This window comes from Neobacillus sp. YIM B06451 (assembly GCF_032667185.1).
Taxonomy (GTDB): domain Bacteria; phylum Bacillota; class Bacilli; order Bacillales; family Cytobacillaceae; genus Bacillus_D.
Map to the genome: position 1 here is coordinate 434,421 of NZ_JAVFKJ010000001.1, position 18,580 is coordinate 453,000.

Annotated in this window: 15 protein-coding genes; all 15 read left to right on the plus strand. The window is 47.2% G+C overall.

Annotation, left to right across the window (positions count from 1 at the left end; translation table 11 throughout):
- Positions 1-1,049: 1,049 nt before the first annotated feature.
- The 15 genes from RB160_RS02030 to RB160_RS02100 all read left to right on the plus strand — a co-directional run bounded on the left by RB160_RS02030 (position 1,050) and on the right by RB160_RS02100 (position 18,370).
- On the plus strand, positions 1,050-1,298 hold the full coding sequence (locus tag RB160_RS02030; protein WP_316568532.1) for a YlmC/YmxH family sporulation protein: 249 nt from the start codon (positions 1,050-1,052) through the stop codon (positions 1,296-1,298).
- Positions 1,299-1,646: 348 nt separating this feature from the next.
- Positions 1,647-2,549, plus strand: coding sequence for a dipicolinic acid synthetase subunit A (gene dpaA / locus RB160_RS02035; protein ID WP_316568533.1), 903 nt, complete (start codon positions 1,647-1,649; stop codon positions 2,547-2,549).
- On the plus strand, positions 2,546-3,145 hold the full coding sequence (gene dpaB, locus RB160_RS02040; RefSeq protein ID WP_316568534.1) for a dipicolinate synthase subunit B: 600 nt from the start codon (positions 2,546-2,548) through the stop codon (positions 3,143-3,145). Before dpaA ends, dpaB begins: the two co-directional genes overlap by 4 nt.
- A 197-nt stretch (positions 3,146-3,342) precedes the next feature.
- Complete coding sequence (asd, locus tag RB160_RS02045) at positions 3,343-4,398, plus strand: aspartate-semialdehyde dehydrogenase (protein WP_316568535.1); 1,056 nt, start codon at positions 3,343-3,345, stop codon at positions 4,396-4,398.
- A 30-nt stretch (positions 4,399-4,428) separates the two neighbouring features.
- Positions 4,429-5,658, plus strand: coding sequence for an aspartate kinase (gene dapG / locus RB160_RS02050; RefSeq protein WP_316568536.1), 1,230 nt, complete (start codon positions 4,429-4,431; stop codon positions 5,656-5,658).
- A 91-nt stretch (positions 5,659-5,749) separates the two neighbouring features.
- Positions 5,750-6,631 (plus strand): 4-hydroxy-tetrahydrodipicolinate synthase, encoded by an 882-nt coding sequence (gene dapA / locus RB160_RS02055; protein ID WP_316568537.1) that lies wholly within the window; start codon positions 5,750-5,752, stop codon positions 6,629-6,631.
- Positions 6,632-6,827: 196 nt separating this feature from the next.
- Positions 6,828-8,495, plus strand: coding sequence for a ribonuclease J (locus RB160_RS02060; RefSeq protein ID WP_316568538.1), 1,668 nt, complete (start codon positions 6,828-6,830; stop codon positions 8,493-8,495).
- A gap of 212 nt (positions 8,496-8,707) precedes the next feature.
- Positions 8,708-9,439, plus strand: a complete 732-nt coding sequence (locus RB160_RS02065; RefSeq protein WP_316569046.1) for a ClpP family protease — start codon at positions 8,708-8,710, stop codon at positions 9,437-9,439.
- Positions 9,436-9,645: a YlzJ-like family protein gene (locus RB160_RS02070; protein WP_316568539.1), complete on the plus strand. Its 210-nt coding sequence runs from the start codon at positions 9,436-9,438 to the stop codon at positions 9,643-9,645. The genes RB160_RS02065 and RB160_RS02070 overlap by 4 nt, the downstream gene beginning before the upstream one ends.
- Before the next feature lie 180 nt (positions 9,646-9,825).
- Positions 9,826-12,180 carry an FtsK/SpoIIIE family DNA translocase gene (locus RB160_RS02075; RefSeq protein ID WP_316568540.1) on the plus strand — a complete coding sequence of 785 codons (2,355 nt, stop codon included), beginning with the start codon at positions 9,826-9,828 and terminating at the stop codon, positions 12,178-12,180.
- A gap of 562 nt (positions 12,181-12,742) precedes the next feature.
- Entirely contained in the window at positions 12,743-13,468 is a 726-nt protein-coding gene (locus tag RB160_RS02080; protein WP_316568541.1) for a GntR family transcriptional regulator, read from the plus strand.
- Between the two features lie 72 nt (positions 13,469-13,540).
- The gene (locus tag RB160_RS02085; protein WP_316568542.1) at positions 13,541-14,650 is read left to right on the plus strand and encodes a BMP family lipoprotein; all 1,110 of its coding nucleotides are present in this window, start codon (positions 13,541-13,543) and stop codon (positions 14,648-14,650) included.
- A 168-nt stretch (positions 14,651-14,818) separates the two neighbouring features.
- Positions 14,819-16,342, plus strand: a complete 1,524-nt coding sequence (locus RB160_RS02090) for an ABC transporter ATP-binding protein (RefSeq protein ID WP_316568543.1) — start codon at positions 14,819-14,821, stop codon at positions 16,340-16,342.
- The gene (locus RB160_RS02095) at positions 16,339-17,418 is read left to right on the plus strand and encodes an ABC transporter permease (RefSeq protein WP_316568544.1); all 1,080 of its coding nucleotides are present in this window, start codon (positions 16,339-16,341) and stop codon (positions 17,416-17,418) included. Before RB160_RS02090 ends, RB160_RS02095 begins: the two co-directional genes overlap by 4 nt.
- A 1-nt stretch (position 17,419) precedes the next feature.
- Positions 17,420-18,370, plus strand: a complete 951-nt coding sequence (locus RB160_RS02100) for an ABC transporter permease (protein ID WP_316568545.1) — start codon at positions 17,420-17,422, stop codon at positions 18,368-18,370.
- Positions 18,371-18,580: the final 210 nt, after the last annotated feature.

Genomic DNA, 18,580 nt, shown 5'->3' on the forward strand with positions numbered 1-18,580 from the left:
GGGCCACTGTCCAAAGAAGCCTCATGTTTGGACAGAGAATGCAAAAATTCGGGGGCCACTGTCCAAAGAAGCCTCATGTTTGGACAGAGATTGCAAAAATTCGGGGGCCACTGTCCAAAGAAGCCTCATGTTTGGACAGAGAATGCAAAAATTCGGGGGCCACTGTCCAAAGAAGCCTCATGTTTGGACAGAGATTGCAAAAATTCGGGGGCCACTGTCCAAAGAAGCCTCATGTTTGGACAGAGAATGCAAAAATTCGGGGGCCACTGTCCAAAGAAGCCTCATGTTTGGACAGAGATTGCAAAAATTCGGGGGCCACTGTCCAAAGAAGCCTCATGTTTGGACAGAGAATGCAAAAATTCGGGGGCCACTGTCCAAAGAAGCCTCATGTTTGGACAGAGATTGCAAAAATTCGGGGGCCACTGTCCAAAGAAGCCTCATGTTTGGACAGAGAATGCAAAAATTCGGGGGCCACTGTCCAAAGAAGCCTCATGTTTGGACAGAGATTGCAAAAATTCGGGGGCCACTGTCCAAAGAAGCCTCATGTTTGGACAGAGAATGCAAAAATTCGGGGGCCACTGTCCAAAGAAGCCTCATGTTTGGACAGAGATTGCAAAAATTCGGGGGCCACTGTCCAAAGAAGCCTCATGTTTGGACAGAGAATGCAAAAATTCGGGGGCCACTGTCCAAAGAAGCCTCATGTTTGGACAGAGATTGCAAAAATTCGGGGGCCACTGTCCAAAGAAGCCTCATGTTTGGACAGAGAATGCAAAAATTCGGGGGCCACTGTCCAAAGAAGCCTCATGTTTGGACAGAGATTGCAAAAATTCCGGGACATGAGTCCAAAGATGTCTCGTGTTTGGACAGAGAATGCAAAAAACCAAGGACATTTGTCCAAAGAAGCCTCATATTTGGATATAGAACGGAAACACAGCTGCCAGTCATTAAATCCACTCCTCACCCAGGGAGAGCGGTTACCCATTTTCAGCTAGTCTATTTTCCGCCTTTACGCTATACACTAGTAAAAGAATAGCAGGGGGGCGATTGAATTGAGGCTAAGCGAGCTAAGCGGAAAGGAAATTGTGGATGTGAAGCGGGCTGAGCGGCTTGGGGTCCTGGGACAAACCGATCTTGAGATAAATGAACAGACAGGCCAAATCCAGGCATTGCTAATCCCGTCCCTTAAATGGTTTGGACTCCGCAAGCAAGGGGAAGAAATCCGGGTTCAATGGAAGCACATCAAAAAAATCGGTGCCGACATGATTATCATTGATTTCCCGGGAGAAGCCGACGAGTAACTTCAATAGGTGAATCACGAGATTTATAAAATGATTTACAGCTAAATAGACTGGATGTTCCCATCCCAAAAATAAAAACAATAATAACATTATGTTAACCAAACCCGGTTGAAATGCAGCCGGGTTATTTTTTCATGGCTTCATTTGATAAAAACGCTTAGTCGGTTGCAGGTCCATGTAAACGCTAAACTCCATATTAGCCAATGGCAATTTTTTTAAATAAGAGCTGGAGCTGAACAAGCCAGCATTCCCCTTTGTTTTTCACAGAAATCCGCTTCCCTTCATAAACTGATAAGTAGCCTGGAGACCAGGGCAACGAATGATTCTTATAAAGAAGGTGAAGGGTTCATGCTGACAGGTATGCAGATAGCCATCATTGGCGGAGATGCCCGGCAGCTCGAAATCATCAGGAAGCTGACCGAACTCGATGCAAGACTATCGCTGATTGGTTTCGAGCAACTGGATCATGCCTTTACAGGTGCGCAAAAGGAAAAACTCGCCGAAGCGGACTTATCTGAAATGGATGCGCTAATTCTCCCGGTTTCGGGAACGAGCCTGGAGGGCCAGGTTGAAACGATTTTTTCAAATGAACAGGTTATTTTAACAGAAGCAAGTCTGGCAAAAACGCCTGAATCATGCACGGTTTATACCGGAATAACGAACCCATATTTGACTGGTATTACAAAGCAATCCAAAAGGCGGCTTGTTCAGCTATTTGAACGAGATGATGTGGCGATTTACAACTCGATTCCTACCGTCGAGGGAACGATCATGATGGCGATCCAGCATACCGATATCACAATCCATGGATCGAGAGTGGCTGTTCTCGGTCTCGGAAGGACCGGTATGAGTGTGGCAAGAGCGTTTTCCGCGCTCGGAGCCAAGGTGAAAGTAGGAGCAAGGAAAAGCGAACATCTTGCACGGGTTACGGAAATGGCACTTGAGCCTTTCCATCTTTCGGATATAGAAAAAGAACTTAGGGATGTGGATATCGTCATCAATACGGTACCGCACCAAATCGTCACCGCCTCGGTCATCTCGAAAATGGCGGCGCATACGCTGATCATCGACCTTGCCTCCAAGCCGGGAGGAACGGATTTCCGTTATGCCGAAAAACGAGGCATTAAGGCACTTCTTGCGCCGGGGCTGCCTGGAATTGTGGCCCCGAAGACAGCAGGCCAAATTTTGGCGAACGTCCTGACGCAATTGCTTCAATCGGATTTTAAAAATCGAAAGGGGAAAGTGACATGAATCTTAAAGGGAAACGAATCGGTTTCGGCCTAACAGGCTCTCATTGCACATATGATGCCGTCTACCCGGAAATTGAGAAACTGGTTAACGCCGGCGCGGAGGTTGTTCCTGTTGTCACGTTTACGGTAAAGAATACCGAGACAAGATTCGGCAAGGGAGAGGATTGGATTGAGAGGATCGAACAGCTGACCGGGAAAACAGCGATAGATTCAATCGTTAAAGCCGAACCGCTCGGCCCGAAGGAACCCCTGGATTGCATGGTCATCGCCCCGTTGACGGGAGCGTCGATGAGCAAGTTCGCGAATGCGATCAATGACTCCCCTGTATTGATGGCCGCGAAGGCGACACTCCGGAACCAGAAGCCGGTCGTCCTGGGAATATCAACGAATGACGCGCTTGGGTTGAACGGTGTTAACCTAATGAGGCTTATGTCGTCGAAGAATATTTTTTTCATTCCGTTCGGGCAGGACGACCCGGTAAAAAAACCGAATTCGATGGTTGCAAGGATGGGACTTTTAAAAGAAACGGTGGAATCCGCCCTTGAAGGTGTCCAATTGCAGCCTGTTCTTGTGGAGAGATACCTGGATAAAGACTAACCAATTCGAGCCAGCCATGCAATTGATTATTTCATTGTCGGGGGAATGTGATAAAATGTAGGAAAGTTTATCGGCGGGCTAAGCCCGCTGATACCTTTCATACATATGGATCTTCTTTAAAGGGAGGCTCCATCATAGGATAGCATTCACTTAAATAATCAATTTGAGGCTTTTTGGACGGAAGGGGTTAACAGAAAATGGATCGTCAAACTGGATTGAATGTGGCTGTAGTAGGTGCAACTGGCGCTGTTGGCCAGCAAATGATTGAAACACTTGTGACAAGGAACTTTCCGATTGAAAAGCTAGTCCTGCTTTCCTCATCCCGGTCGGCAGGGAAGATTGTAACGGTAAATGGGAAGGAATATGTGGTCGAGGAAGCTAGGCCAGAAAGCTTCGAAGGCATAGATATCGCGTTATTCAGCGCGGGCGGCAGTGTTTCGAAGGAGCTTGCGCCCGAAGCGGCAAAGCGTGGGGCCATTGTCATCGACAATACGAGCGCGTTCCGGATGGACCAGGAAGTGCCGCTTGTTGTTCCCGAAGTAAATGAAGAAGATGTCCATACACATAAAGGAATTATAGCTAATCCGAACTGTTCAACAATACAGATGGTTGTTGCGCTTGAACCGATTCGAAAGAAATTCGGCCTGAAAAAAATCATTGTCTCTACGTATCAGGCTGTATCCGGCGCGGGAGCCGCGGCGATTGAGGAATTGAAAGAGGAGACCCGGGCCATCCTTGCCGGTGAGGAATATGAACCAAAAGTACTTCCGGTTAAAAGTGCAGACAGGCATTATCAAATTGCCTTCAATGCAATTCCGCAGATCGATATGTTTGATGATAGCGGCTTTACATTAGAAGAACTCAAAATGATCAATGAAACGAAAAAAATCATGCACGACCAGAGCCTTCAGGTAGCTGCTACATGTGTCAGGCTCCCAGTCGAGACAGGCCATTCGGAATCTCTTTACTTTGAAATTGAATCCGACGGCGTTAGCGCAGACGATATTAGGGAGCTTTTAAAAGAAGCGCCAGGTGTTGTCCTTCAGGATGATCCCGTAAACCAGGTTTATCCTATGCCGGCTGATTGCGTAGGGAAACAGGATGTATTTGTCGGCAGGGTGAGAAGGGATCTGGATAACACGAAGGGCTTCCATATGTGGGTCGTTTCAGACAATCTCCTGAAAGGCGCGGCCTGGAACTCCGTCCAAATCGCGGAAAGCCTTGTCCGCCTCGGCGTTGTTGGACAAAAGTAAAAAACAACATAGCAGTTTTGGGGTGCTTGAATGAAACTAATTGTCCAGAAGTTTGGCGGAACATCCGTCAGGAATGAAGAAAGCAGGCAAAATGCCAAAAGCCATATAGAAAAGGCCCTTTCAGAGGGGTATAAGGTCGTCGTCGTTGTTTCGGCCATGGGGCGCAAGGGAGACCCGTACGCTACAGACACGCTTTTATCCCTAGTGGAAGGAAGCATCGGGAAAATCAGCAGGCGTGAAATTGATATGCTCATGTCCTGCGGTGAAATCATCTCCAGCGTAGTGTTTACATCGCTTCTTCTTGAATCGGGTATTAATGCTGCCGCCCTGAATGGAGCACAGGCTGGTTTCCGGACAAATGATGACCATACGAATGCCAAAATCATCGAAATGAAATGCGAGCGGCTGCTTGAAGAATTGAATGAAGCGGATGTTGTCGTTGTCGCGGGTTTCCAGGGTATAGCCCAAAACGGGGACGTAACGACCATTGGCAGGGGAGGAAGCGACACAACTGCCGCGGCAATCGGCGCAGCACTTGGCGCCGAGTGGATTGATATCTTTACGGATGTTGAAGGAATCATGACGGCCGATCCGCGAATCGCCGAAAATGCTCGGCCATTGCCAGTCGTCACCTACACAGAAGTATGCAATCTGGCTTATCAGGGCGCAAAAGTCATCCATCCACGGGCGGTTGAAATCGCAATGCAGGCAAAAGTGCCGATGCGCATCCGGTCCACCTATTCGGATGGTCCGGGTACACTCGTAACAAGCCAGGCAAGAACGAGCGCCGGCAGTGATATTAAGGAACGGCCGGTTACCGGGATTGCCCATGTGCCTAATGTGACACAGATTAAGGTGTTTGCAAAAGAAGGCCAATACAACCTGCAATCCGAAGTCTTCAAGGCAATGGCGAATGAGAAAATTTCTGTCGATTTTATCAATATTTCTCCAAACGGGGTAGTATACACAGTATCGGAAGATTCCGCTGACAGGGCGATTTCTGTCCTGAATGGGATTGGCCATGAGCCGGTTGTGGAAAGGAACTGCGCGAAAGTTTCGGTTGTCGGCGCGGGGATGGCCGGGGTTCCGGGGGTTACTGCAAGGATTGTAACAGCGCTTGCCGGCCAGGGCATCCGTATTCTCCAGTCAGCAGATAGCCATACAACCATTTGGGTCCTTGTAGAACAGGACGACCTCGTAAAGGCGGTCAATGCCCTTCACGACGCATTCCAACTTGAAAATGAGCCCGCCGACTATTGAAGGGCTGCAAGGATTGTAAACATACATGAACATAATTAGCCGGCAGGTGCCTTGCCTGCCCAAACCAAACAAAGGACGGGTGAAGAGGACAATGATTCATTTTGGAAGAGTTTCTACAGCGATGGTAACTCCTTTTGATCACAAAGGACATATCGATTTTTCAAAAACAACACAGTTAATCAACCATTTAATCGAAAATGGGACTGATTCCCTTGTCATTGCGGGTACCACCGGCGAATCCCCAACATTGTCAAAAGAAGAAAAGCTTGCGTTGTTCAGCCATGCTGTCAAAACAGTCGCCGGAAGGATCCCTGTCATTGCGGGAACGGGCAGCAACAATACGTATGAATCAATTGAAATGACAAAAAAAGCGGAACAGCTTGGCGTCGATGCTGTCATGGTGGTCGCCCCTTATTACAACAAGCCAAACCAGGAAGGCCTTTACCAGCATTTCAAGGCGGTGGCGGAAAGCACAACCCTGCCGGTAATGGTCTATAACATTCCGGGCAGGGCTGTCGTCAATATCTCACCGGAAACGATCATCCGCCTATCCGAGATTCCAAATATCGTAGCAGTGAAGGAAGCCAGCGGCGACCTGAATGCCATGACAAAAATCATCGCAAATACACCTGAAGATTTCATCCTCTACAGTGGAGACGACGGCATTACTTTGCCTGTCCTTTCCATTGGCGGGTTTGGTGTCGTATCGGTGGCTTCCCATATTATCGGCAATGAAATGCAAGAAATGGTCCAGGCATTTTTTGTAAAAGATACTGACAAAGCGGCCCGTCTGCATCAGCAGCTTCTTCCGGTCATGCAGGGGTTATTCGCGGCACCAAGCCCCGCTCCGGTAAAAACCGCCCTGCAGCTGAAAGGGCTGGACGTAGGATCGGTAAGGCTTCCGCTCGTTCCTTTAACCGCTGAAGAACGTGCGACATTGTCTGCCGTATTGGGAATCCATCAGCCATCTTAAAATGTATTTTCGTCCCTTCATGGGAAAATGAAGTGATTTTTAAGGCAGCAGGGCGCGATTTTTGCCCGCTGCCTTTTTCCATGCGTGCACTTTTGGCGCGCGGGAGGGGAATAAGGTTGTAAAGATTTTCCGCATTCAAGTATAATGATTGTAACTGATCTCGATCGGCCTAAATCACCATAGGAGGAAACAGAAATTGGCAAAGAAAAAAAATAAGAATATCAGGATCGTCGCTCTTGGCGGCGTAGGAGAAATCGGGAAGAACATGTTCCTGTGCGAGGTGGACAGGGATATCTTCGTCATCGATGCCGGCTTAATGTTCCCCGAGGATGAAATGCTTGGCATTGATGTTGTCATTCCCGATATTACCTACCTGCTCGAAAACAAGGAAAGGGTCAAGGCGGTTTTTCTTTCCCATGGCCATGAGGACCATATTGGTGCCTTATCCTACATCCTGAGGCAACTTAAGGTTCCTGTTTACGGGACGGAGCTGACGCTGGCACTCGCCTGGGCGAAGCTGAAGGAACAGGAATTCAAGGGTAAAACGGATTTTATCGAAATCAACTCGGATTCAATCGTTGAGATTGGGAACGTAACCGTCTCATTTTTCAAAACAAACCATAGCATCCCTGGCTCGGTTGGGATTTGCATTAACACGTCCGAAGGGGCAATCGTCTATACAGGCGACTTTAAGTTCGACCAGGGCGCGACGGAGTTGTACAAGCCCGAAATCGGTAAAATGGCCGCGATTGGCGAAAAAGGGGTGCTGTGCCTTCTTTCGGACAGCACGGAGGCGGAAAAGCCCGGCTATACAACTTCCGAAGCGATTGTCGCAAGGGAAATGTGCGACACCTTCTATAGCGCTCCTGGGAGGATTATCGCGGCGTGCTTCGCTTCGGATATCAACCGCATCCAGCATATCTTTGATGCCGCGCATGAAACAGGGAGGAAGGTCGCTGTTGTCGGAAAGAGCCTTGAACGGATTTACCACATCGCCGTTGAACTAGGTTATCTTGATATTGCGGAAGGGCTTATTGTCCCGGCTGCCGAAATTGGGAACCTTCCAGACAGGGAAATCGTCATCCTCATGACAGGATCCCAGGGAGAACCAATTGAAGGGCTGCAAAAAATGGCGCGCAAGTCTCATAGGCTTGTCAACATTAAGGAAGGCGACACTGTCATGATCGCCGCCTCTACGCTCAGGGGAAGCGAGCTTTTCCTGGCAAAAACGGTGGATATGTTGTTGCGCGCGGGTGCGAATGTCGTTTCAAACAAAAAAATGATCCATGTTTCAAGCCATGGCAGCCAGGAAGAATTGAAATTTATGATCAATTTGATGAAGCCGCGGCTGTTCATTCCGGTACACGGGGAATACCGGATGCTGAAGGCACATGAAAAAATCGCCAAGGAATGCGGACTTTCCTGGGAACAAATTTACATTCCCGATAACGGTGAAGTAGTCGAAATCAAGGAAGGGAAGTTCGTGCCGGGCGGCAAGGTTCCATCTGGGAACATCCTGATCGATGGGATTGGCGTCGGTGATGTCGGCAATATTGTCCTCCGTGACCGCAGGCTCCTCTCCCAGGATGGCACATTAATTGTAGTCGTCACGCTTTCAAGGAAAGAAAGGAAAATCCTTGCTGGGCCTGAGATAATTTCACGGGGCTTCGTCTATGTCAGGGAATCAGAAAAGCTGATGGAGGACTCCGGCAAGCTGGTCAAGGATATCGTCGAGAAAAACATTTCACGCGATTTCTTTGATTGGACCAGCCTAAAACAGGAAATCAGGGATGACCTGAACAAATATTTATTCGAAAGAACAAAAAGGCGCCCGATGATCCTCCCGATCATTATGGAAGCCTAATTCAAAGCGCCGGCAATGCCGGTGCTTTTTTTTCGGAAAATCCTGCGGCCCTTTATAGTCCCCCATTTGTGTAAAAAAAACATTCAGTGGGCTGCGGGAATCTTACCGTTATTAACAGTAAAAGGCATGATTTTGCCAAGGCGGTTCAATACTAACCCTATATGAACCGAAGGGAGACAGTTTAAATGGACCACTTACTTCCGTCAGGGCGGATGGGCGACAAGGGGGAGGCGCCTAGCCCGGAAACCGAAGAGAAGCCAAGCTCAGCGCTGATTGAGAAAATCCAACAGCTTGGGGCAACCAATGTACCACAACTCTCAAATGATTCGCGGATTCACTGCATGACGATCGTTGGGCAAATTGAAGGGCATCTTACCTTGCCGCCGCAAAATAAAACGACGAAATATGAACACATTATTCCACAGCTTGTTGCGATTGAGCAAAACCCTAAAATTGAAGGGCTGCTTGTTATCCTTAATACGGTCGGCGGGGATGTGGAAGCTGGCCTTGCCATTTCCGAAATGCTAGGATCGCTTTCAAAGCCTACCGTATCCATTGTCCTCGGGGGAGGGCATTCGATCGGGGTTCCAATTGCCGTTTCTTGCGACTACAGCTTCATTGCAGAAACAGCCACAATGACGATTCATCCAATCCGGCTGACAGGGCTAGTCATCGGCGTTCCACAAACCTTTGAATACCTTGATAAAATGCAGGAGCGGGTCGTCAGATTTGTGACAACCCATTCCAATATCCCGGAGGAAACGTTTAAAGAATTGATGTTTGCAAAAGGAAACTTGACTCGTGATATCGGGACGAATGTAATTGGGGTCGATGCGGTCGCGTATGGTCTCATTGATGAAGTGGGCGGTCTTGGCCCGGCAATGAAGAAACTGAATGAAATGATTGACATGCGGAAAGCGGAGAAAGAAGGGCTGATTCAATGATCCTTTATACAATGATGCCCCAAGAGCTTATATTTCAACAAGAGCAGGAAGCGGTGCTGACAGGAAGAAAAATCATCTTTAGGGAAGGCGTTGCTATGGAGGTAGAACCTTCGGGGGACTCCTTCCAGATCGTCAGGCTGCTGAGCACCGATCCCGCCCATTTCATGGACTCAAGATGGCAGCCGGGTTCGAAAATTTCAATGTAGCTTGAAGGTCTTGTCCAATCCAGCCGCCCTTTATGTTATAATCGTGTTACGGTTTATTAAAATGGCATTTTTGGATTCATATCCAAAAGGTGGAACTGCCATACTGAATGAAGCAGCCGGATGGCTGCTTGTTCTATTTGGCGGTCCCTTGCTGCAGACTTATACATAAAGGTGATCGGAATGGCCAAGAAAAAACGCAGGCAAACCCGAAACAGGGATAATCAATTAAAAACAACACTTAAATTCGAACTGGCTGGCCTTATTATGCTCGCCCTATCCATTATTTCAATGGCTGAGCTAGGGGCTGTGGGAAATGGGGTTACCCTGTTTTTCCGGCTTTGGCTCGGGGAATGGGCAATGGCAGGGCTATTAGGGATGTTCGTGTTAAGCATCATTATGATGTGGAAGCGGGAATTTCCTTTTCTTTTCCATTCAAGGCTCACAGGGGCTTACCTTATATTGGCGGCTTTGCTGATCCTAAGCCATATTACCCTATTCTCCACACTGGTAAAGAATGGACAGATTGAGAATCCAAGTGTGATAGCCAACACTTGGGGATTTTTTTGGGATGAGGTAAAGGGTAAGCCGTCTTCCGGGGACCTTGGAGGCGGTATGGTTGGCGCAGTCCTGTATGCGATGTTCCATTACCTGTTTGCGACGACAGGCACAAAAATCATTGCTGGGCTATTGATTGCGAGCGGCCTAATCCTGCTTACCGGTAAGACGTTCGGTGAAGCACTTGGTAAAATTTTCTCTTTAATTGGTTCAGGCTACAGAAGCCAGCTTGAGGCGTTTAAAGCTGATTTGTCAGAATGGAAGGAAAAAAGGAAAAAACAGAAAGAAAAGCAGAAACGGGAAAAGACCGGAAAGGAAAAAAAGCCTGCGGAAAAACCGGCGGCTGCCCCAACCGAGATCATCGATGGGTCCGTGGCTGGGATAATGGAAGAGCAATCGGTAACGGAACCTATCATTTCAAGTTTTATTGACAAGGCATATGGAAGTGGCGGCGCGCAGGAACGCACTAAAAAACGCCAGCCTGAACCAGCGGAAAAAGAGGTGGAGGAAGAGGAAATCGCTCCCCCAATCACCTTTGTCGAACTTGAAAATACATCGTATGAGCTGCCGCCTATATCATTATTGAAAGCTCCAAAAAAAGCGGACCAAAGTGGGGAATATGAATTAATCCACGCCAATGCCGCGAAACTTGAACGAACGTTCCACAGCTTCGGAGTAAAGGCGAGGGTAACCCAGGTGCACCTTGGACCGGCCGTAACAAAATACGAGGTCCATCCGGATGTCGGTGTAAAGGTAAGCAAAATTGTCAGCCTGAATGATGACCTCGCTTTGGCGCTTGCCGCCAAAGATATCAGGATTGAAGCGCCGATCCCTGGAAAGTCGGCAATTGGGATAGAGGTTCCCAATTCCGAGGTAGCAATGGTTTCTTTACGGGAGGTACTGGAGGCGACTCAAAACGACCGCCCGGATTCAAAGCTTTTGATCGGGCTTGGCCGTGATATTACAGGAGAAGCGGTTCTCGCTGAATTGAACAAGATGCCGCACCTTTTGGTCGCTGGGGCGACTGGAAGCGGGAAAAGTGTGTGCATCAACGGCATTATTACGAGCATTTTGATGAGGGCAAAGCCCCATGAAGTAAAGATGATGATGATCGATCCAAAGATGGTCGAGCTCAATGTGTATAACGGTATTCCCCATTTGCTCGCGCCTGTTGTGACCGATGCGAAAAAAGCATCCCAGGCGCTGAAAAAGGTCGTCAATGAGATGGAAAGGCGTTATGAGCTTTTTTCATTTACAGGAACAAGGAATATTGAAGGATACAATGAACATATCAGACGGCATAACGCGGAGGAAGAGGATAAGCAACCCCTGCTCCCATATATCGTCGTCATTGTTGACGAGCTTGCGGATTTGATGATGGTCGCATCTTCGGATGTTGAAGATTCAATTACAAGGCTTGCACAAATGGCCAGGGCCGCGGGTATCCATTTAATTATCGCCACCCAGCGTCCTTCCGTGGATGTCATTACCGGGGTAATCAAGGCAAATATTCCATCGAGAATTGCCTTCGCGGTATCGTCGCAGACCGATTCACGGACTATCCTTGATATGGGCGGAGCCGAAAAGTTGCTAGGCCGTGGCGACATGCTGTTCCTCCCTGTCGGCGCCACAAAGCCAATAAGGGTACAGGGTGCATTTTTATCGGACGATGAAGTCGAAGATACGGTTGAATTTGTCATCTCCCAGCAAAAGGCCCAGTACCAGGAAGAAATGATTCCTGACGATGTCCAGGAAGTGGAAGGCGAAGTCGATGACGAGCTTTATGAGGAAGCGGTCGACCTGATTGTCGAGATGCAGACGGCATCCGTTTCCATGCTGCAGCGAAGGTTCAGGATTGGCTATACAAGGGCGGCGAGGCTGATTGACGAAATGGAAGCGCGCGGTGTTGTCGGCCCGTACGAGGGAAGCAAACCGAGGGCGGTGCTTGTTTCGAAGCAGCCGGAAGAAGCAGGCCATTAATCATTAATAGGAATTCGATTCAGGAAGCTGGCAATGCCGGCTTCTTTTTTTTGCGTCCTTTTGTACGAGGGCAAAATTCATCGGTAAAATTCCAGAGCAGAACACTAGTTTAAATGTAAGGCAAAGCACGGATGCATGACATTCAAGAGCAGAAATTCAGGTTAAATGTCACGGAACTCCCAATCAAAAAAGCATTTCTTAGCTCCCCACAGGACAGGAAACTCACCCTTGAAAAACAAGTTTACATGAATGCCATAAAGGATATTTTTAATCAATATGACATACTATATCCTTTCAGCAGGATATAGCCGAATTGGAAAGCGGGGTGTTTTAATGGGTTGTCTGGCTGTTTAATCAATCCTTTTTATGTTGTTAACCCATAATGTTAACTACAAAAAAAGCTAAAATGTCAACAAAAATTTACGAAATTCGACGATTTTTGTTTTCCAAAAAAATCTTTATTCTATTTATTTATGACTGGAAAAATGTTATAGTATTGTCGATTAGTAGGAATGATTAAACATCAGATGTCTGATGTCTCAGCAAAGCCTGGAGGATGCACATGTCTATTAAGTCGGATAACCGTCATTTGTATTTGCAGGTGATCGATCGGTTGAAGCAAAATATTGAAGAGGGCGTTTATAAAGAAAGAGAGAAACTTCCTTCAGAATTCGATCTTGCAAAACAACTTGGGGTGAGCAGGGCGACTCTTCGGGAAGCGCTTCGTATACTCGAAGAAGAAAACGTTATCATTCGCCGGCATGGGGTCGGTACATTTGTTAACGCAAAGCCTTTGTTTACTTCCGGAATCGAGCAGCTTAGCAGTGTGACGAGCATGATTTTACAGGCAGGCATGAAGCCGGGCACCATTTTTCTGAGTTCATCAACACAATTGCCGGCAGAGGAGGACATTCGCCGGTTCTCGCTGGACGAGGATGAATCAATCGCTGTGACCGAAAGGGTAAGGACCGCCAATGGGGAGCCCGTTGTCTATTGCATAGACAAGATGCCTGTACGCATACTGCCAGAGGCTTTATCCCATCAGGAAGAATCGCTCCTTTCCATTTTGGAAAACCAGACGGGGCGGAGAATTACATACGCGGTAGCCCAAATTGAACCACTTGGCTATCACGATAAAATTTCGCCTATCCTCGAATGCGATCCGGAAACCGCTTTATTAGTGCTAAAGCAAATGCACTTCGATGAAGACGACGAACCAATCCTTTACTCGGTAAACTATTTCAAAGCGGATAAATTCAGCTTCAAGGTTCTTAGAAAGAGGGTATAGCCTTGCTGGAGTTTCCTGCTGCGAAAAAACATTTCTACTAAATCAAACAACAATTTTTAGGGGGACAATGCCTTGAAAAAGCGCAAATTAGGTTTGTTCATGTCGCTGCTTTTGTCTGCGGGGATGCTTTTGTCAGCATGTGGCGGTAAAGAAGATGCTTCTTCTAGTAAAGGTGGAGACGACCAAAAGAAGAATGACCTTAAAGTAGGTATGGTCACTGACGCGGGTACAATCGATGATAAATCGTTCAACCAGGGTACTTGGGAAGGTATTAAAAAAGCAGAAGGTGAGCTTGGCGTTAAGACTAAATATCTTAAGCCATCCGGTACTACTGAAGCTGATTACCTGAAAGAAATTGGCAACCTTTACGATGCGGGCTACAAATTCATCGTAACACCTGGTTTTAAGTTCGAAACAGCTGTGTTCAAGGCACAGGACAACTATACTGATGCAAAATTTGTCATTATCGATGGAAATCCTCACAATGGCGATTTTAATCCAGTTGTGAAGGAAAACACCGTTTCTATTTTCTTTGCAGAACACCAAGCAGGCTTCTTGGCAGGGGTAGCTACTGCCCTTGAACTGAAAGAAGGCGAAGCAGGGTTCATCGGCGGCATGGAAATCCCTCCAGTTCAAAAATTCAACTGGGGCTTCCAGCAGGGAATTAAATACGCCAATGAAAACTTCGAAACCAAGATTGGCATGAAGAAAGAAAACTTCATTTATCAAGGCTCATTTGACAACGTTGCTGCAGGCGGCCAGATTGCAGCCTCCATGTTCGACCGCGGAGTTAATGTCATTCACGCAGCTGCAGGCGGTGTTGGCGTTGGTGCGATCAAGGAAGCAATCAACCGTGTTAAAGACGGTAAAAATGTATGGATCGTCGGAGTTGACGTAGACCAGTACGAAGACGGTAAATATGATGGGGACAAGTCAGTTATCCTTACTTCTGCCGTGAAGAATATTGACCAATCGGCATTTGACATGATTAAGGACGAACTTGACGGCAAATTCCAGGGCGGCAAGACCCTCATGTTTGATGCTAAAAATGATGGCGTCGGCATTCCTGCTGAAAACCCTAACTTGAGCGATGATACATCCAGCAAAGTTAAAGAGGTTTACGAAAAAGTTAAGAGTGGAGAAATTGAAGTAAAGAGTGAACAAGGCGATCTGTTCAAGTAAAAAACGTGTATACAAAATGAGACGGTTCTTTTCCCGTCTCTTTTGTATATTGGACTTGAAATATAGGACTCTTGCAAACTACCAGACCCGGGGACGGTTTTTGATTCGGAAAACGGGTTTTTCCTTTTAACATTAAGGAAACAGTAAATGGCAAAGGTGAGTGTAACGATGAATTATGTAGTTGAAATGCTCAATATCCGGAAGGAATTCCCGGGTATTGTTGCCAACGATAATATCTCCCTATCTTTAAAAAAGGGGGAAATACACGCTCTCCTCGGTGAAAATGGCGCGGGAAAATCAACCCTGATGGGCGTCCTGTTTGGGATGTACCAGCCGGAAAAGGGAGTAATCAAAGTTCGTGGCGAAGAAGTTCGCATCACAAACCCAAATGTCGCGACAAGGCTTGGAATCGGGATGGTGCATCAGCATTTTAAGCTGGTGGAAAATTTTACAGTCACCGAAAATATCATTCTCGGGAGCGAGCCGATAAAAGGTTTGGTCATTGATATTGACAGTGCGGCTAGAAGAATTGAAGAATTATCAAAATCATACGGCCTTAATGTGGATCCCCATGCAAAAATTGAAGACATCTCTGTTGGAATGCAGCAAAGGGTCGAAATTCTTAAAATGCTTTACAGGGAAGCGGAAGTCCTGATTTTTGATGAACCGACAGCAGTATTGACTCCAAGTGAAATCGATGAACTGATGAAAATTATGCGCAATCTGATTAATGAGGGCAAATCGATCATTATCATCACCCATAAACTTAAAGAAATTAAAGCCGTTGCGGATCGATGCACGGTAATTCGAAGAGGGAAATCGATTGGTACTGTGGAAGTAGCCGAGACTAGCACAGAACAACTTGCAGAAATGATGGTCGGGCGCCATGTATCATTTAAAGTGGATAAGAAAGAAAGTACGCCAGGTGATGTCGTATTGAAGATAGATTCTCTTTCCGTAAAAAATAACAGAAAAGTCCTTGCGCTGAAAAACTTCTCCCTTGAAGTACGCGCCGGGGAAATCGTCGGGATAGCAGGGGTTGATGGGAACGGCCAAACCGAGCTTGTTGAGGCCATTACGGGACTCAGGAAAGCAGATTCAGGATCAGTCCAATTAAATGGTGAGGAAATTATTGCCCTTCCCATTAGGGATAGAATCGAAAAAGGGATCGGGCATATTCCGGAAGACAGGCAGAAACGCGGCCTCGTGCTTGACTACTCCCTCGAGTCCAATATGGTTTTGGAAGTTTTCAATAAGAAGCCTTTTGCAAAATACGGTTTATTGAATGAACCGGAAATGAAAAAATATGCGAATAATATCCTCGAAAATTTCGATGTCCGTTCCGGAAAAGGTGCAGCGTCGATAGCCCGCACACTATCAGGTGGAAATCAGCAAAAAGCGATTATCGGAAGGGAAATCGAACTTGATCCGAAGCTATTGATTGCTGTACAGCCCACAAGGGGGCTCGACGTCGGTTCAATTGAATATATCCATAAACGGCTTATTGAGCATCGGGATAAGGGGAATGCCGTATTACTCGTTTCCCTCGAGCTTGATGAAGTCCTCCAGCTCTCAGACCGGATAGCCGCCATAAACAATGGGGAGTTAATCGGCGTCGTGAATGCATCCGAAACGAATGAAAACGAAGTAGGGCTCATGATGGCTGGGGTAAACAAGGAGAGAAACGTATGAGAAATGCCATTGTATCTTTAATTGCGATTATCCTCGGCCTCATTGCTGGCGGAATATTGATGCTCTTAATTGGCAGCAACCCTCTTGAGGGATATATGTATTTAATGCAGGGAGCATTTATGACCATCAAGCGTATCGGTGACACGCTTGCCACCGCCACACCGCTTATTTTTACTGGTCTTTCAGTAGCATTTGCATTCAGGACAGGCCTTTTCAATATTGGTGCTTCGGGCCAGATGCTAATTGGCGGCCTATGCGCCTCCGCGGTCGGCCTGACTTATGATTTTTCACGGCCGGTCCTTCTGCTGGCAATGATCGCGGCTGGCATCCTGGGCGGCGCATTGTGGGCGTTTCTTCCTGGATTGCTGAAAGCGAAATTCAACGTCCATGAAGTTGTCTCCACAATCATGATGAACTGGATTGCTTATTGGACCGTTTATTATGTTGTACCGGGCTATTTTAAAGGCGAATTCCTTGAAACCGAATCGAAGAAATTACCGGAAAAAGCTACTTTGAAAGTGCAGTTTTTGACGGATATGTTCGATGGTTCCTATATCAACCTTGGAATATTCCTTGGCATTATCAGTGTCATCATTATCGCTTTCATTATTAACAAAACAACGCTTGGGTTTGAGTTAAAAGCGGTAGGATTTAACCGGCATGCGGCGGAATACGCGGGAATGCGGGTAAACAGGAATATTATCCTTTCAATGGTTATCTCAGGGGCGCTTGCTGGCCTTGGCGGGGTCGCGATGTACACAGGCAATGCCACGAGCATCCAAATTGGAATCCTGCCATTCCAGGGCTACGACGGAATCGCGGTTGCGCTGCTTGGGAACAATACGCCGTTTGGCGTGTTATTCGCAGCCATCCTGTTTGGGATTCTTTATTCCGGTACAGGCTTTATGAATGCCATGACGGAAATCCCGCCTGAACTGGCGAACACAATCATTGCCATCATCATTTATTTCGCGGCCACTAGCGTCCTGATTCACCGCCTTGTCAATAAATTTTGGAAGCGCGGTTCCGAAGGCAATGTAAATGATGTGCCGGCGGCAAAGAAGGGGGAAGCATAATATGTGGACCATCATAGAGCAAATATTTCCTTATGCGATTGCTTTTACAATTCCTCTTCTGATTACTGCATTGGGCGGCCTTTTTAGTGAAAGAAGTGGTGTCGTCAATATTGGGTTGGAGGGCTTGATGATCATTGGCGCATTCGCAAGCGCGCTGACAGTCCACTTCCTGGGCGACGTGTGGAAAAGTGATACGATGGTTCTGTGGGCAGGGCTTTTCGCGGCGATGACGGCCGGCGTCTTGTTTGCCACCCTCCACGCCTTTGCGAGCATTAATTTGAGCGCGAACCAAATTATCAGCGGTACGGCAATCAATTTAATTGCCGCAGCACTGACGATTTTCCTTGCGAGAAACATCACCGGGAGCGGAAATATTGGGGTGAGCGGATTTACTCCTAAATCGGTTCCCTTACTTTCGAAAATCCCTGTCATAGGCGACTTGTTCTTTACAAAAACCTACCCTACGACATGGTTTATACTTGCCATTCTTTTTGCAAGCGCATTTATTTTGTATAAAACGAAATTCGGCCTCCGTTTACGGTCTTGCGGTGAATTCCCGCAGGCTGCGGAGGCGGCGGGGATTAATGTGTTGAGGATCAGGTATGCGGGAGTGCTGATTTCCGGAGCTTTTGCCGGATTGGGCGGAGCGATTATCATCCTTACGTATGCCGGCGAATTCACCGGTACAGTATCCGGGCTTGGATTCCTTGCTCTTGCTTCCCTGATTTTTGGCCAGTGGAGGCCACTGGGAGTATTGGCCGCGACATTCTTCTTTGGATTCGCGAGCACGATTGCCAACGTTTCGCAGGTTATTCCGGAACTGGCCGTCATTCCGCCAATCATCCTGAAGATTTTCCCTTACGTCGTTACGTTGATTGCCCTGGTCGCATTCTCCAAATCATCCCAGGCGCCAAAAGCGGTCGGCGAACCATTCGACTCGGCGAAACGCTAATCTTTTGCAGAACAGTTTTAAATGCGTGAAAACAGTTTTAATCTGAATTAGTTAAGCCTCCTGGCCACCCGGGAGGCTTTTTTAATACTCGTGAACATAAGCTGTAAAGTTGTAAAAACGAGTCCTGACAAATTATAGTTAGAATAGAATGTAAATGGCATGGGGAAAATAATATGGCAGAAATATGGATATTATTGCCTATTGCTTTTA

What these genes read in the sequence shown, in the direction of transcription:
- dpaA (WP_316568533.1), top strand. Translation starts at nt 1,647, where the DNA reads ATGCTGACAGGTATGCAGATAGCCATCATTGGCGGAGATGCCCGGCAG.
- dpaB (WP_316568534.1), top strand. Translation starts at nt 2,546, where the DNA reads ATGAATCTTAAAGGGAAACGAATCGGTTTCGGCCTAACAGGCTCTCAT.
- asd (WP_316568535.1), top strand. Translation starts at nt 3,343, where the DNA reads ATGGATCGTCAAACTGGATTGAATGTGGCTGTAGTAGGTGCAACTGGC.
- dapG (WP_316568536.1), top strand. Translation starts at nt 4,429, where the DNA reads ATGAAACTAATTGTCCAGAAGTTTGGCGGAACATCCGTCAGGAATGAA.
- dapA (WP_316568537.1), top strand. Translation starts at nt 5,750, where the DNA reads ATGATTCATTTTGGAAGAGTTTCTACAGCGATGGTAACTCCTTTTGAT.
- RB160_RS02065 (WP_316569046.1), top strand. Translation starts at nt 8,708, where the DNA reads ATGGGCGACAAGGGGGAGGCGCCTAGCCCGGAAACCGAAGAGAAGCCA.
- RB160_RS02070 (WP_316568539.1), top strand. Translation starts at nt 9,436, where the DNA reads ATGATCCTTTATACAATGATGCCCCAAGAGCTTATATTTCAACAAGAG.
- RB160_RS02075 (WP_316568540.1), top strand. Translation starts at nt 9,826, where the DNA reads ATGGCCAAGAAAAAACGCAGGCAAACCCGAAACAGGGATAATCAATTA.
- RB160_RS02080 (WP_316568541.1), top strand. Translation starts at nt 12,743, where the DNA reads ATGTCTATTAAGTCGGATAACCGTCATTTGTATTTGCAGGTGATCGAT.
- RB160_RS02090 (WP_316568543.1), top strand. Translation starts at nt 14,819, where the DNA reads ATGAATTATGTAGTTGAAATGCTCAATATCCGGAAGGAATTCCCGGGT.
- RB160_RS02095 (WP_316568544.1), top strand. Translation starts at nt 16,339, where the DNA reads ATGAGAAATGCCATTGTATCTTTAATTGCGATTATCCTCGGCCTCATT.
- RB160_RS02100 (WP_316568545.1), top strand. Translation starts at nt 17,420, where the DNA reads ATGTGGACCATCATAGAGCAAATATTTCCTTATGCGATTGCTTTTACA.